9 protein-coding genes are annotated in these 14,944 nt (G+C 69.6%); 5 read left to right on the top strand and 4 right to left on the bottom strand.

Annotation, left to right across the window (positions count from 1 at the left end):
- The first annotated feature begins 119 nt into the window (after positions 1–119).
- On the top strand, positions 120–1,583 hold the full coding sequence (locus ACGFIS_RS21150; protein WP_392903773.1) for a CCA tRNA nucleotidyltransferase: 1,464 nt from the start codon (positions 120–122) through the stop codon (positions 1,581–1,583).
- A complete protein-coding gene (locus ACGFIS_RS21145; RefSeq protein WP_392903776.1) occupies positions 1,580–2,893 on the top strand; it encodes an adenosylmethionine--8-amino-7-oxononanoate transaminase in 1,314 nt (437 codons plus the stop codon). Before ACGFIS_RS21150 ends, ACGFIS_RS21145 begins: the two co-directional genes overlap by 4 nt.
- 7 nt (positions 2,894–2,900) lie before the next feature.
- On the opposite strand, the gene ACGFIS_RS21140 is transcribed toward ACGFIS_RS21145, so the two are convergent.
- The 4 genes from ACGFIS_RS21140 to ACGFIS_RS21125 all read right to left on the bottom strand — a co-directional run bounded on the left by ACGFIS_RS21140 (position 2,901) and on the right by ACGFIS_RS21125 (position 8,160).
- Positions 2,901–4,211 (bottom strand): MFS transporter, encoded by a 1,311-nt coding sequence (locus ACGFIS_RS21140; protein WP_392903778.1) that lies wholly within the window; start codon positions 4,209–4,211, stop codon positions 2,901–2,903.
- Between the two features lie 134 nt (positions 4,212–4,345).
- A complete protein-coding gene (locus ACGFIS_RS21135; RefSeq protein ID WP_392903780.1) occupies positions 4,346–6,115 on the bottom strand; it encodes an ABC transporter substrate-binding protein in 1,770 nt (589 codons plus the stop codon).
- A 254-nt stretch (positions 6,116–6,369) separates the two neighbouring features.
- The gene (locus ACGFIS_RS21130; protein ID WP_392903783.1) at positions 6,370–7,449 is read right to left on the bottom strand and encodes an inositol-3-phosphate synthase; all 1,080 of its coding nucleotides are present in this window, start codon (positions 7,447–7,449) and stop codon (positions 6,370–6,372) included.
- 63 nt (positions 7,450–7,512) lie between these two features.
- Positions 7,513–8,160 carry a helix-turn-helix transcriptional regulator gene (locus tag ACGFIS_RS21125; protein ID WP_392903786.1) on the bottom strand — a complete coding sequence of 216 codons (648 nt, stop codon included), beginning with the start codon at positions 8,158–8,160 and terminating at the stop codon, positions 7,513–7,515.
- Positions 8,161–8,261: 101 nt separating this feature from the next.
- Here ACGFIS_RS21125 and ACGFIS_RS21120 point away from each other — a divergent pair, with 101 nt between their 5' ends.
- From ACGFIS_RS21120 to ACGFIS_RS21110, 3 genes are all read left to right on the top strand, one after another.
- The gene (locus ACGFIS_RS21120; RefSeq protein ID WP_392903788.1) at positions 8,262–8,519 is read left to right on the top strand and encodes a DUF5318 family protein; all 258 of its coding nucleotides are present in this window, start codon (positions 8,262–8,264) and stop codon (positions 8,517–8,519) included.
- 942 nt (positions 8,520–9,461) lie between these two features.
- Positions 9,462–12,044 carry a transglycosylase domain-containing protein gene (locus ACGFIS_RS21115; RefSeq protein WP_392903790.1) on the top strand — a complete coding sequence of 861 codons (2,583 nt, stop codon included), beginning with the start codon at positions 9,462–9,464 and terminating at the stop codon, positions 12,042–12,044.
- Between the two features lie 286 nt (positions 12,045–12,330).
- Positions 12,331–14,868 carry a transglycosylase domain-containing protein gene (locus tag ACGFIS_RS21110; protein ID WP_392903792.1) on the top strand — a complete coding sequence of 846 codons (2,538 nt, stop codon included), beginning with the start codon at positions 12,331–12,333 and terminating at the stop codon, positions 14,866–14,868.
- Positions 14,869–14,944 lie beyond the last annotated feature (76 nt).

The following is a 14,944-nucleotide window of genomic DNA, read 5'->3' as shown; positions in this document are numbered from 1 at the left end:
CCGGGGATCGCGGCATGTGAAGGGCCCCGTCCTTCTTCGGCCTGCAAGGCCTCCCGTGCAGGGCCCCGCTGATCGTCGGAAAGTCCTTTGTCAGCCCGTCTATCAAGGAAATACGCTCGATGGCCGTGCCCAACCACAACGTGACCCCTGAGCCGCGGCGCACCGCGATCGCCGAACTGCTGCGCCGGATCGCCCCCGTCGCCGACGATCTCGGAACCCGGTTCGCGGCGGCCGGTCACGAGCTGGCGCTGGTCGGAGGTCCGGTCCGGGACGCGCTGCTGCGCCGTGAGACCAAGGACGTCGACCTCACCACCGACGCCCCGCCCCAGCGCACCCTGGAGATCATCCGCGGCTGGGCGGACGCGCACTGGACGATCGGCATCGAGTTCGGCACGGTCGGCCTCCGCAAGGACGGCGTCGAGCTGGAGATCACCACTTACCGCAGCGAGTCCTACGACCCGAAGTCGCGCAAGCCCGACGTCTCGTACGGGACGTCCCTGGTGGAGGACCTGCGGCGGCGCGACTTCGCGGTGAACGCGATGGCGGCGCGGCTGCCCGGGCACGAGTTCGTCGACCCGTTCGGCGGGCTCACCGACCTGCGGGACAAGGTGCTGCGGACGCCCGGCAAGCCCGAGGACTCGTTCGGCGACGACCCGCTGCGGATGATGCGCGCCGCCCGGTTCGCCTCGCAGCTCGGCTTCACGGTCGCACCGGACGTCGTCCGCGCCATGACGGACATGTCCGGCCGCATCGAGATCGTGTCGGCGGAGCGGGTACGGGACGAGCTGTCCAAACTGATCTGCGGGCGGTACCCGCGGCAGGGGCTCGCGCTGCTCGTGGAGACGGGCCTCGCCGCGCAGGTCCTGCCCGAGCTGCCGAAGCTGCGGCTGGAGATCGACGAGCACCACCGGCACAAGGACGTCTACGAGCACTCGCTGATCGTCCTGGAGCAGGCCATCGCCCAGGAAGAGGAGGGGCCCGACCTCGTCCTGCGGCTCGCCGCCCTCCTGCACGACATCGGCAAGCCGCGCACGCGCCGGTTCGAGCCGGGCGGACGGGTCTCCTTCCACCACCACGAGGTCGTCGGCGCGAAGATGACGCGCAAGCGGCTGGTCGCGCTGCGCTATCCCAAGGACGTCATCGCCGACGTGTCCCGGCTGGTCGAGCTGCATCTGCGGTTCCACGGCTACGGCACCGGCGAGTGGACCGACTCGGCCGTCCGCCGGTACGTCCGCGACGCCGGCCCGCTGCTCTCCCGCCTGCACAAGCTGACCCGGGCCGACTGCACCACGCGCAACAAGCGCAAGGCCGACCGGCTGCGCCGCACCTATGACGACCTGGAGGCGCGCATCGAGCGGCTGGCGCAGGAGGAGGAGCTGGCCTCCATGCGCCCCGAGATCGACGGGAACGAGATCCAGGACATTCTCGGCATCACGCCCGGCCCGCTCGTCGGCAGGGCGTACCGGTTCCTGCTCGACGTGCGGCTCGACCGCGGCATCATCGGCAAGGACGCCGCAGCGGACGAGCTGCGCCGCTGGGCCGCCGCCGAAGGCATCCTCCCCGAGGAGGGGCGCGCCGAATGATCCCGCTTCAGCTCGGGCGGATGAGCCCGCGTGAGACCGAGCGGATGCTGGAGTTCGACCGGGAGCACATCTGGCACCCGTACGCGCCGGTTCCCGCGTCGGCGCCGGCCCTGCCGGTCGTGTCGGCGGACGGCGTCCGGCTGACGCTGGCGGACGGCACCGAGCTGATCGACGGGATGTCGTCGTGGTGGGCGGCCGTGCACGGCTACAACCATCCGAAGCTGAACGCGGCCGTCACCGGGCAGCTCGGCAAGATGGCGCACGTCATGTTCGGCGGGCTCACCCACCCGCCCGCCGTCCGGCTGGCCGAGCGGCTCGTCGAAATCACCCCGGAGCCGCTGACGAAGGTGTTCTTCGCCGACTCCGGATCCGTCGCGGTCGAGGTCGCGATCAAGATGGCGCTGCAGTACTGGCGGTCGCGGGGACGGCCGGAACGGCACCGGCTGCTCACCGTCCGCGGCGGCTACCACGGCGACACGTTCGGGGACATGGCGGTCTGCGACCCGGTGAACGGCATGCACCACCTGTTCACCGACGTCCTCGCGAAGCACGTGTTCGCGCCGCCGCCACCGCTCGGCTACTCCGCCGAACCCGACCGGGCGTACCTGGACGAGCTGTCCCGGCTGGCCGCCGAGCACGCGGGCGAACTGGCCGCGATCATCGTGGAGCCGGTCGTCCAGGGGGCGGGCGGCATGCGCTTCTACGCCCCCGAGTACCTGCGCGCCCTCCGCGACATCGCCGACGAGCACGGCCTCCTCCTCGTCCTGGACGAGATCGCGACCGGGTTCGGCCGGACGGGTGAGCTGTGGGGCTGCGACCACGCCGAGATCACCCCGGACATCATGTGCCTCGGCAAGGCCCTGACCGGCGGCTACCTGAGCATGGCCGCCACCATGTGCACCGACCGCGTCGCCCACGGCATCACATCGGGCGAAGCGGGCGCCCTCATGCACGGCCCGACCTACATGGCCAATCCCCTCGCGGCCGCCGTCGCCGCCGCGTCCGTCGACCTCCTGATGTCGCGCGACTGGCGGGACGAAGTGGACACCATCGAGGCGATCCTCACCAGCGAACTGGACGACGCCGCGGACCTCCCCGGCGTCGCCGACGTCCGTGTCCTCGGCGCGATCGGCGTGGTCGAGGCGCGGGAGCCGGTCGACGTCCCGTCCGTGCAGGAGATCGCGATGGCGCACGGCGTCTGGCTGCGCCCGTTCGGCAAGCTGATCTACACGATGCCGCCCTACGTCTGCACGGACGATGAGGTTCTGCACATCGCCGCCGCCCTCCACGCCATCGCCGAATCCCTCTAGCGGCCCTCTAGCGGAGGGCGTGGGCGGGCCTGCGGGCGGCGGCCGACCGGTAGGCGACCGCGCCCCCGGCGTACGCGGCGATGACCATGAGAAGGGTGAGGCCGGCGCGTCCGTCGACCGGCAGCCAGGTCGCGGCGGCAGCGGCGGCCGCCGCGAACAACGCGTTGAACAGCATGTCGTAGACGGCGAACACCCGGCCCCGGTAGGCGTCGTCGATCGACTCCTGCAAGGTCGTGTCGACGCACAGCTTCACGCCCTGCGACACGACGCCCAGCGCGAACGCCGCCGCCGCCCAGGCGCGTTCGGTGAACGGCGTCCCCAGCACGAGCAGGCTGAGCGCCGCCCCGGCCAGCAGCCACGCCACCCACGCCTGCTTGCTGATCCGCCGCACCACCGCCGGCGTGATCAGCGCCGCGGCGAAGTAGCCGGCGCCGGACACGCCGAGCATCACCGCGAACGTCCGCAGGCCCTCGTCGGGACCGTCCGCGAAGTGGTTCCGGCACAGCAGCAGCGTCATGATCAGGACGATGCCGTACAGGAACCGGTGGAACGAGATGGCGCCGAGCGCCAGCGCCGCATGCGGACGCTGTGCGATGTGCCGCGCCCCGTCCACCAGGCCGTCCACGACGGTACGGAGCGCCTCGACCAGCCTCGGGGCCTCCGCCTTCACCAGCCCCGCCACGGCGTCCTCGGACGGGTGCGGCCCCAGCAGCCCCTTCGGCAGCAGGGTCGCGATCGAGCCCGCCAGCAGGAACAGGGCCGCCGCCGCCAGGAGGATCAGCGCCGTCCCGTCGTGCCCGCCGCCGAACAGCAGCCGCAGCAGATAGCCGATCCCGCCGCCGGCGAACGCGATGACGGTCCCGGACGTGACCGAGAACGCGTTGGCGGTGACCAGTTGATCGCGTCGAACCACGAGGGGAAGCGCCGCCGACAGCGCCGAGAGAAAGAACCGGTTGACGCCGAGCACGACCAGCACGCCGAGGAAGAAGCCCGCCCCGTCCTGCCCGGCCACGACCAGCCCCGCGACAAGGAGCACCAGCACGGCCCGCACTACCGGCGTCCACACCAGGATCTGCCGCCGTCGCCACCGGTCGATGAACACCCCGGCGAACGGACCGAGCACCGAATACGGCAGCAACGTCACCGCGAACGCCGCCGCGGCCTTGCCCGCCGTCGTCTGCCGCTCGGGGGAGAAGAACACGTAACCGGCCAGGGCCACCTGAAAGACACCGTCGGTCAACTGCGAGGCCAGCCGCGTCGCATAGAGCCGCCGAAAATCCCGCCCACGCAGGATCTCCCGCAACTCGCCAGAACGCATCAGATCACCATATGTGCTCCCTTGCCCAAGAAGAGCCGCTTCCGCCCACGCCAGCCCCCGGGCCCGAGGGCTTCGCGTTTGAACCCGTGTCAGCGACCCCAGCCCGCACCCCGGCCCCGCGCCGACCCTAAGAATCACTGCAAATAAACGCGCGTGTAGTCGTAGCCGGCGGTGGTGGGGAGGAAGTAGGCGTTGCGGACGCGGGACGAGTGGAAGATCGTGTGGGCGCGGTCGAGCAGCGGAATGATCGCCGCGTCCTGCATGATCTTCTGGTCGGCCTGCTGCCAGTAGCCGGCGGCGCGGGACGGGTCGGATGCGGTGAGGGCCGCGTCGATGAGGGCGTTGACTTCCGGGTTGTCGTAACCGCCGTAGTTGGTGGAGTTCTGCCCGTAGGTGCGGCCGTCGAACAGCGGCTGGATGATCGAGCGGCCGTTGTTGCCGTACCAGTCGGGTGTCCAGCCGGGGGCGGCGATGTCCCATTTGCCTTCGCGGGCGTTCGCGGGCGTGGAGATCGTGCCGGCGTAGAAGGAGCCGCCGGAGTCGGCGCTGAGTTCGGTCTTCACGCCGCAGGCGTCGAGGTTCTCGGCGATGGACTGGGCGATGAGCTTGTGGACGCTGTTGGTGCGGTAGGGGAACCGCAGCGTGAGGTCGGTGTGGCCGGTCTTGGCGAGTAGTTCCCGGCATTTGGCGGGGTCGCCGGATTCGCCGGGCGTCGGGTAGTGATTGGCGGGCGCGTGGCCGGAGTTGCCGGGCGGGATGACCGTGTGCAGCGGCTTGGCCACCGACGGGCCGCCGACGAGCTTGATGAGGGCGCTGCGGTCCACGGCGTACTCCAGCGCCTGCCGGACCTCGCGTTCGCCCAGCGCGCCGCCGTTGCTCGGGCTGAGCGTGTTGAACACCAGGTACGGGCTGTTGCTCGGGGTGTCCCTGATCGCGAACCTGGGATCGTCGCGCAGCCGGGGGATCGCGGACGTCGGGACCGGCTGGTCCCAGGCGAGATCGGCGACGCCCTGCTCGATCTGCTGCTGCACGGTCTCCGGTGAGTCCTGCCCGAGCGTGACCTGGATCTTCTCCACATGCCGTTCGCGGAGGGGGTCGCTGTTCTGCCGCCATGCCGGATTATGGGTGAGCAGGTACGACATGCCGGGACGGTACTCGCTGATCCGGTACGGGCCGTTCGAGATCGTGTTCTGCCTCAACTCCGCCGAGTCCGGGATGTACGTGTCGTACTCCTTCGGCGCGGCGGCCGTGTACGGCAGCGAGAGCAGATGGAGGAAGTCGCTCGCGGGCTGCTTCAGTTCGAAGACGAGCGTCCGGTCGTCCTTCGCGCGGACACCCTCGATCTCGTGGTCGCGCTGGTAGGCCGCCATCGCCTCGGCGTCCTTGGCGTCCACGGAGCCGAAGCCCGCGCAGAACTCCTCCATGCCCTTGAGCGTGGAGACGAAGTACCCCTTGCCGGCGGACGGCGACGCCGGGTTGCACAGCCGCTCGAAGCCGCGGACGAAGTCGTGCGCGGTCACCGGACGCGGCGGGTCGGTGTTCCACTGGACGCCGTCGCGCAGCCGCACCGTGTACGTGCTGCGGTCCTTGTCGACGTCGCCGTTCTCCCGGGTCGGGATCCGCGCGGCCACGTCGGGCCGGACGGGGATCGTCTCCTGGAAGTCGTTTGACGCCCGCGTCCCGAACAGCGTCCGCGCGAACGTGCGGGCGAGCCCGTATGCGCCGACGCTGGCCACGGACGTGGGGTCGAGGTGCTCGACGTCGGACGAGCCGACGATCTTCAGCGTCCCGCCGTCGCGGGGACTGCCCGCCGCGGACGCGTCGTCACCTCCCCCGGCGCACCCCGCAAGGCCGAGCACGAGCCCCGTCAGCCCCACCGTCACCTTGAACATCTCGCGTGCCATCAGGTTCTCACCTCGAAGACTCGGAACGTGGCCGTAGTCACCGGCGGTGTCACAGTAGGGCCGGAGCGTGACGAGGGGCCGGTACATCACCGTTTTCTCTACAAAAGTAAGGACGCCCTGACAGTGGAATGTCCACTGCCAGGGCGTCCCCGGGAGTTTGTGATCAGACTCTCAGCGGTCGAGCCGCCGCTGGGGGGACGACCCCCCAGACCCCCCGGGCAGAGCCGCTCCTTCGCTGGCGCTCAGTCGACGGCTCAGCGGTCGACGTCGCCGCGGATGAAGCTCTCCACGGCCTCGTGCGCCTGGTCGTCGGTGTACTGCTCCGGCGGCGACTTCATGAAGTAGGAGGACGCCGACAGGATCGGGCCGCCGATGCCGCGGTCCTTCGCGATCTTCGCGGCGCGCACCGCGTCGATGATCACGCCGGCGGAGTTCGGGGAGTCCCAGACCTCCAGCTTGTACTCCAGGTTGAGGGGCGTGTCACCGAACGACCTGCCCTCCAGCCGGACGTAGGCCCACTTGCGGTCGTCCAGCCACGGCACGTGGTCGGACGGGCCGATGTGCACGTCCGCCTTCGCCATCTCGTGCGGGATCTGCGAGGTCACCGACTGCGTCTTAGAGATCTTCTTGGACTGGAGGCGCTTGCGCTCCAGCATGTTCATGAAGTCCATGTTGCCGCCGAAGTTGAGCTGGTAGGTGCGCAGCAGCTCAACGCCGCGGTCCTCGAACAGCCGGGCCATCACGCGGTGCGTGATGGTCGCGCCGACCTGCGACTTGATGTCGTCACCGACGATCGGGACGCCCGCGTCGGTGAACTTCTGGGCCCACTCGGGGTCGGTGGCGATGAACACCGGCAGCGCGTTCACGAACGCGACCTTGGCGTCGATCGCGCACTGGGCGTAGAAGCGGTCGGCGTCCTCCGACCCCACCGGCAGATACGACACCAGGACGTCCACCTCGGCGTCCTTCAGCGCCTGCACCACGTCGACCGGCTTCGCGTCCGACTCCTCGACCATGTCCAGGTAGTACTCGCCGAGACCGTCGTAGGTCGGGCCGCGCTGGACGGTCACGCCGGTCGGCGGGACGTCGGCGAACTTGATCGTGTTGTTCTCGCTCGCGTGGATGGCCTCGGACAGGTCCATCCCGACCTTCTTGGCATCCACGTCGAATGCCGCGACGAACTCGACGTCACCCACGTGGTACTCGCCGAACTGGACGTGCATCAGGCCGGGGACTCGCGTCTCGGGGGCCGCGTCCTTATAGAACTCGACACCCTGGACGAGCGAAGAGGCGCAGTTGCCCACACCAACGATGGCTACGCGCACCGAACCCATCCTGTTGCTCCTTCTCTCTTGTGGAACATGTGGTGTTTCTTCACCCGACCCCGGTGCCACCGCTCAGCGGTCGTTCTCCCGAGGCATGTCCTGTGTGGTTTCTGAAGACCTGGTTTGCTGTTCCTGCTTGGCTTGCTGTTCCTGCTCGGCCTGCTCGGCCCGCTCTCGGCCGATGAGCTCGTTGAGCCATCTGACCTCGCGTTCGACGGACTCCAGCCCGTGGTTCTGCAGCTCCAGGGTGTAGGAGTCGACCCTTTCGCGAGTGCGCGCCAGGGCCGCCCGGAAACCCTCCAGGCGCTCCTCGAGCCGGCTGCGCCGGCCTTCGAGGATCCGCAGCCGGACGTCGGCGCGGGTGTGCGAGAAGAAGGCGAAGTGCACGCCGAACCCCTCGTCCTCCCACGACGCCGGACCGGCCTCGGTCAGCAGTTCCTGGAGGCGTTCCTTGCCATCGGCGGTGAGCTTGTAAACGATCTTCGACCGGCGGCTCTGCAACGCCAGCGCCGTGTTCGGTTCCTCCGGCCGGTCCTCCATGATCAGCCCGCTGGCCAGGAGCTGCTTGAGGCACGGATAGAGGGAGCCGTAGGAGAACGCGCGGAACATGCCGAGCAGGGCGTTGAGCCGCTTGCGCAGTTCGTAGCCGTGCATCGGATACTCGTGCAGCAGGCCGAGCACGGCGAGCTCAAGTACGCCCGCGCCCTTCCTGGCCGCCATCCGGTCACTCCTCAGCAGAGCCGATGTCTCGATCCGATGTATCGAGCTAATGTATCGGCTCGATACATCGACACGATACGTAGACCGGCCCGTCCTGGCAAGTGGCGACCTGTCCCGGCCCGCCGGGCGGGCCCTGCTCCGTCTGCCGTCATGAACCCTTGACCCACGTCACCTACGTATACGGGGATGAGTCGGGACGCTACGCGGGGCGCGTGAAGGACGCCGCCGAGCTGGCAGAGATGGACCGCGAATACGGCGAATTCAGGGTGTATGTGGTGGAAGTGTGTCAAAGTTGCGCTTGGAATCATCTGGCGATGTCGTACGTCCTCGGCCACGGGGAGCAAGGCCCCGAGCGGTAGACGAACAAGGAGGATCCCGCCGACCGCAACGTCCGGCGGGGGCGTGACCAGCCAGGAGGTAGCTTCGACGTGCACATGCTCCCCCCGCTCACCAGCCCGCACAGTACCCTTCGGACGGCACACGAGTCGTGGCAACGCTGGGGAGCGATCCCCTGCCCTCGGCATCGATCAGCTGTCCCCTGTTGATGAGGTCGCGTGAGTAATCCAAGCCAGCCCCGACCGGAACCCGGGTCGCAGAGGCCGGGCGGGCAGCAGGTCCCCCGTCCCGGCGACTCTGACGACCCCGGCCATCCGGGAGTCCACCGCGAGTCCGCCGCGGGCTTCCCCGGCGTGCCGGGCGATGCCGGCGCGCAGGTGACACCGGCCGGACCGCCGGACAACCTTCAAAGCCCGGGCTTCATGGGCGGCCACGCCGTCCCCGGCGGGCCGGGGGCCCCCGGCCCCTTGAGCGGCCCCGGCGCCGGCTCCGGTGCCCCGCCGACGGCCCCCGGCCCCGCCATCCCCGCGGACTCCGGCCTTCGCGGCGCCCCGGGCGGCCCCCACCTTCCCGCCGCGCCGAATCAGCCCGGCGGCCATGGCGGTCCCGGCGGTTCCGGGATGAGCGGTGGACCGGGTACGCCGAGCGCCCCAGGTGCCTTTGGCGGCCCAGGTGCACCCGGCGGCCAGGGCGCTTTGAGCGGCTCCGGCATGGGCGGAACGCCGAGCGGCCCCGGCGGCCCTGGTGGCCCTGGTGGTGTGGGTGGTTCCGCCGGTCCGGGGAGCCCAGGTGGTTTCAACGGTCCCGGAATCGGGCGTGGTCCAGGGGCAGCGGGCGGTCCCGGTGGTCCCGGGATTCCGAGTGGAGCCGGTGGGGCAGGTGCTCCAAGGCCGCCCGGTAGGCACACCATGGGGAGCGTGCCGGGCGGTCCCGGTGGTCCTGGCGGTGGTCCCGGTGGGCCGGGGATGGGCGGCGTCCCGGGTGCCGCGGGTGCGGCCGGGTTCGGGGTCGCCGGCAAGCCCGGTGTCAAGGGGAAGCTCGGCGAGCTCGGGAAGGCCGGCCAGGATCTCGGCTCCAAGGTCACCGCGAAGTTCCGTGGCGGCGGCGTCCGCGCGGCCAACCGGTCGGGTGGGGCGAACCGCCCTGCGGGACCCGGCGGCCCCGCAGGACCCGGAGGCCCCGGCGGGCCGGGCGGTCCCGGACGGCCTGGTGGTCCCGGACGGCCCGGTGTGCCCGGTGGACCCGGTGTGCCCGGTGGCCCCGGGCAGAAGAAGACCGGCTTCATCGATCACCTGCGGTCGCGGGAGTCGGGCTGGCGGCGGTACCTCCCGTCATGGAAGGTCGTGGCCGGTGTCTGCGGGCTGGGGTTCGCGGCGTTCATCACCCTGATCTGGGTCGCGTACGCGAACACGCCGACGCCCGAGGAACCCACGGTCGCGGGTGTCGAGGACCAGGCGTCGATCTTCTACTACACCAACGGCCAGGAGATCGGCCGGATCGGCAAGAAGCGGCAGAGCGTCGAGCTGGACAAGATCCCGCCGCACGTCCAGGAGGCGGTGCTGGCGGCGGAGAACCGCAGCTTCCGCACCGACCCCGGGTTCTCGGTCAAGGGCACCACGCGGGCGGTGTGGGACAACCTGACCGGCGGGTCGGGCGGCGGGTCCACGATCACGCAGCAGCTGGCGAAGAACTACTACTCCGACCCGAACAACCGGACGATGAGCCGGAAGTTCAAGGAGCTGTTCATCTCGCTGAAGCTGGAGGACAAGCACAGCAAGGACGAGATCCTCAAGCTGTACCTGAACACCATCTACTTCGGCCGCAACACCTACGGCATCCAGGCCGCGTCCCGGGAGTACTTCGGGACGGACGTGTGGAAGCTCAACCCCGACCAGGCCGCCCTCCTCGGCGGCATCATCCAGAACCCCAACCGGGATCCGGGTGCCAAGGCGAACGCGGCGTGGGCGAACGCGAGGTACGAGTACACGCTCAAGGGCATGGTCTCGATGGGCAAGCTCAGCCAGGCCGACGCCGACAAGTACCTCAAGCAGGGGCTGCCCGACGTCCGGAAGGCGGGTACCAGCGACCAGCTGTTCGGCGGCCAGCGCGGGTACATGCTGATGCGCGCCAAGGAAGAGCTCCGCCGGATGGGGATCGACGAGAAGGAGCTGACGACCAAGGGCCTGCGGGTCTACACGACGTTCGACCGCAAGCGGATGGCGATGGCCAAGAAGGCGGCCGAGAAGACCGTTCCGCAGGTGAACCCGAAGAAACTCGCGAAGAAGAAGATCCGCGTCGGGCTGGTGTCGGTGAACGCCGCGAACGGCGAGGTCGTCGCGTTCTACGGCGGCCCCGACTATCTCGACCAGTCCTTCAACAACGTCTGGCAGGGATCGGCGCAGGGCGGGTCGGCGATGAAGCCGTACGTGCTCGCGACTGCGCTGAAGCAGAACTACAGCCTGAAGAGCACGCTTGAGGGACGGTCGAAGACGCCGATCGGCCCGGACGGCAGCGTGGTGTCGAAGGACGCCCCGAACGCGGTGATCGTCCCGAACAGCCATGACGTGGGCACGCCGATCAACATGATCACGGCGACGAAGGACTCGGTGAACACGGCGTTCATCCAGCTGATGGGCAAGGTCGGCATCGAAGAGGTGATCAAGACCGAGACCGATGCCGGGATCGAGAAGTACCTGCTGGAGCCGCACGACTGCTGCCTGAACCTCGCGCTGGGCGTCAACAACATCCGGCCGATCGAGCAGGCGGCGGGCTACGCGGTGTTCGCCAACGGCGGCGTGTACCACGAGCCGCACGTGATCCGCCAGGTGAAGGAGTCCGACAACAAGACGGTCCGGCTGAAGCCGAAGTACGAGAAGCGCCGGGTCTTCCAGGCGCCCGTCGCCGCGGACGCCACGTACGCGATGCAGCAGGTCGTCAAGGGCGGTACCGCGACGGCGGCGGCGCTGCCGAACCGTCCGGTGGCCGGCAAGACCGGTACCACCGACCGGAACGTCGCGACGTGGTTCGTCGGGTACACCCCGCAGATCTCCACCGCCGTGACGATCTACAACGACGACACGGGGCCGGACGGGAAGAAGAAGTCGGTGGTCCTTCCCGGGATCGGCACGGTGGAGGGCGGTACGATCCCCGCCCGCATCTGGCGGTCCTACATGGCGAATGCGATGCAGGGCATCGAGGTCGAGGCGTTCCCGCCGCCGGCGTGGGGCGGAATCGTGCAGAAGTGGGCGAGGCCGCCGAAGAAGAAGAAGGACGACAGGCCGCCGTGGTGCGACAACCCGATCGGCCGGTTCGACCCGCGCTGCCAGGGCGACGGTGACGGCGGCGACCGGGGCAGGAAGCCGCCGTGCCAGTCGCCGATCCCGAACGACGACTGCGACCCGAGCAAGCCGCCGAGCAACCCGCCGCCCCGGTGGTGGTGCCAGCTTCACCAGGGTGACCGCGCCTGCCGCCCGCGGGGTGGCCGCGCCACGGAACCCAACGCGGCGAGCATCGCGCCGCTGTTGCCGCTGTCAAGGCCGCCGGAATGAACCCGGGGGGCCGTCGCGTGCGAACCGTCCTATGGAGGCGGTGGTGTGACATGAAGCATGTTCGCGGATTGCCGCACGCCAGCGGGCATGATCGAGTGCGTCCGGACGGGCGCGGGACGGGGAGCATCGCTCCCTCGGCCCCCGCGGCTCCGGGTGCGCAGTACCCTCTGACGACGCACAGCCGTATCCCAGTTGATGAGGTCGCGTGAGTAACCGAAGCCGATACGGACCGGAACACGGAGATGGCCCCGGCCGCAGGGGCGCCCCCCGCCCCGGCGGTTCGGGCATGCCCGCCGGTGCGCCGCGCGGCGGGCCGTCCGGCTCGCCCGCGCCCGGCAAGGGCCCACGTCCCGGCGGCAGGCCGGGTGGGCGGGGCGGCGGGCCCGCGAGGGTGGGCGGCTCCGGCGGCGGCCGGCGCCGTGCCGCGCCGTCGGCCATGCGTTCGGGCCCGGGCGGCCGTCCACCCGGGCCGGGTGCCCCAGGCGGTCCCGGTGGTCCTGGTGGCCCCGGTGGACGTGGTGGTTCGGGCGGCTCCGGTGGTTCCGGTGGCGGCGGCTTCTGGGACGAAGAAGGCCGCGGCAAGCGGTCGGACGATCCGGACGCGAAGACCGGCTGGCGGCGGTACATCCCGTCCTGGAAGATCATGGTCGCCGTCGTCAGCGTGATGATCCTCGGGATGGCGACGCTCGTCATCGTCGCGTACGCCAACACCCCGATCCCGACGGAGAAGCAGCAGGACGCGATCCGCCAGGAATCGGTGATCACGTACGCGGACGGCTCGCCGCTCGCCCGGATCGGCACGCACCGCGAGAACATCCCGCTCGAGAAGGTCCCCAAGCACGTGCAGAACGCGATCCTCGCCGCAGAGGACCGGGGCTTCTGGACCGAGCCGGGCATCTCGCCGACCGGCATCGCGGGCGCGGCGTACCGGGCCCTGAGCGGCGGAGAGATCGCGGGCGCCTCGACGATCACCCAGCAGATGGCCCGCAACTACTACGCGGGCCTCAGCCAGGAGCGGACGGTCAGCCGCAAGCTCAAGGAAATCCTCATCTCCGTCCGCCTCGGCAAGGAGATGAAGAAGGAGAAGATCCTCGAGCTGTACCTCAACACCGTTCCCTTCGGGCGCCGGTCGTACGGCATCCAGGCGGCGTCCCGGGCCTACTTCCACAAGCCCGTCACCAAGATCAACGAGTCGGAAGCGGCGGTGCTGGCGGCGATGATCCAGCGCCCCGGATACTTCGCGACCTACGGCCCGGCGTCCAACCCGCGCAAGCAGGCGCTGATCGACCGCTGGAACTACGTCCTCGACGGGATGGTCGAGGAGGGCTGGCTCGACTCGGGCAAGCGCGCGGCGGCGAAGTTCCCGCAGACGCAGCAGAACTGGAGCGACGTCCCGGACGACCCGAACGCCGGCTATCTGGAGGCGCGGGTGATCGCGGAGCTGAAGGCGCTCGGCATCAACGACCAGATGCTGGAGACCGGCGGCCTGAAGATCAAGACCACGTTCAACAAGGATCTGCAGGACTACACCAACAAGGCCGTCAAGCAGATCAAGAAGGAGAACGGCCTCGGCAAGGAGATCCACTTCGGGCTGGCGGCGGTCGAGCCGAAGACGGGAGCGGTGGTGGCCGCCTACGGTGGCCCCGACTTCCGCAAGCAGCAGTTCGACAACTCCTTCCAGGGAAATGTGCAGCCCGGTTCGTCGTTCAAGCCGATCGTCCTCGCCACCGCCCTCGATCAGGGCATCAGCCTGAAGACGACGATGGACGGCAGCTACAAGCGGACGATCAACGGCGCGACGTTCACCAACGACAACCGGGCGGAGAACGGCGTCTACACGCTCAAGCAGATGACGGCGATGTCCATCAACACGGCGTACGTCGAGCTCGGGCAGAAGGTCCAGTTGTCCAATGTCGTGGAGATGGCCAAGAAGATGGGCATCCCCAAGGACACCGAGAACCTCAACCCCAGCTACACGTCGCTGCCGCTGGGCGTCATCGACACGACACCCGTCACCATGGCCTCGGTCTACTCGACGTTCGCCGCGGATGGGCAGCACCGCCAGTCCCACGTGATCGCCAAGATCACCGACAACCAGGGCAACCCCATCACGAACGAGGAAGGCGAACTCCTGGAGAAGCTTCCCTGGGAGACGCCGGTGAAGGCGTTCTCCCAGGGCGTCGCGCGGGACGCCACGTCGGCGATGCAGGCGGTCGTCACGTCCGGTACCGGTAAGCGCGCGAGCCTCGGCACCCGCCCGGTCGCCGGCAAGACCGGTACGACGGACGAGAACAAGTCGGCCTGGTTCGTCGGCTACACACCGGAACTCGCGACGGCGTCGGCGATGTGGCGCCAGGACAAGAACGGGAACCGCAAGTCGCTGATCGGCGTGGGCAACTACAGCCAGGTCTACGGTGGTACGGTCCCCGCCGACCTGTTCAAGACGTTCATGCTGAAGGCGCTCGAGGGCAAGGAGATCAAGCAGTTCCCCCCGGCGGTCTACGGTGGCGAGATCGCCCCGTGGGCGAAGGCGAGGCCGGAGCCCAGCCCGTCGACGACGCCGTCCCCGTCGACCACGCCGGACTGCCGGCCGGGCCAGCCGACCCCGGCGCCGGGCTGCCAGACGAGCTCGCCGGGTCCGACGTTCTCACCGACGCCTCCGCCCGGGCAGGGGGAGCCCTGCAACCGGATCGGCATGCCGGTCGGCTGCGATCCCAACCTGCCGCCCGAAGGTGACAAGGACTGGTGGTGCGCGCAACCCCAGCACCGGGACGATCCCGCCTGCCGTCCGGCCGACGACCCGAACAGCGGCACCCAACAGTAGCCGCCGCGGCGGGGACGACCGTCCCGGCGTCCCCGCCGAAGTGAAATGGTCCGGAGCCCGCAGCGGCTCCGGGCCG

This window comes from Spirillospora sp. NPDC048824 (assembly GCF_043198455.1).
Lineage (GTDB): Bacteria > Actinomycetota > Actinomycetes > Streptosporangiales > Streptosporangiaceae > Spirillospora.
The sequence above is the reverse complement of the archived record's forward strand: the minus strand, read 5'-3'. Positions and strand labels throughout refer to the sequence as shown.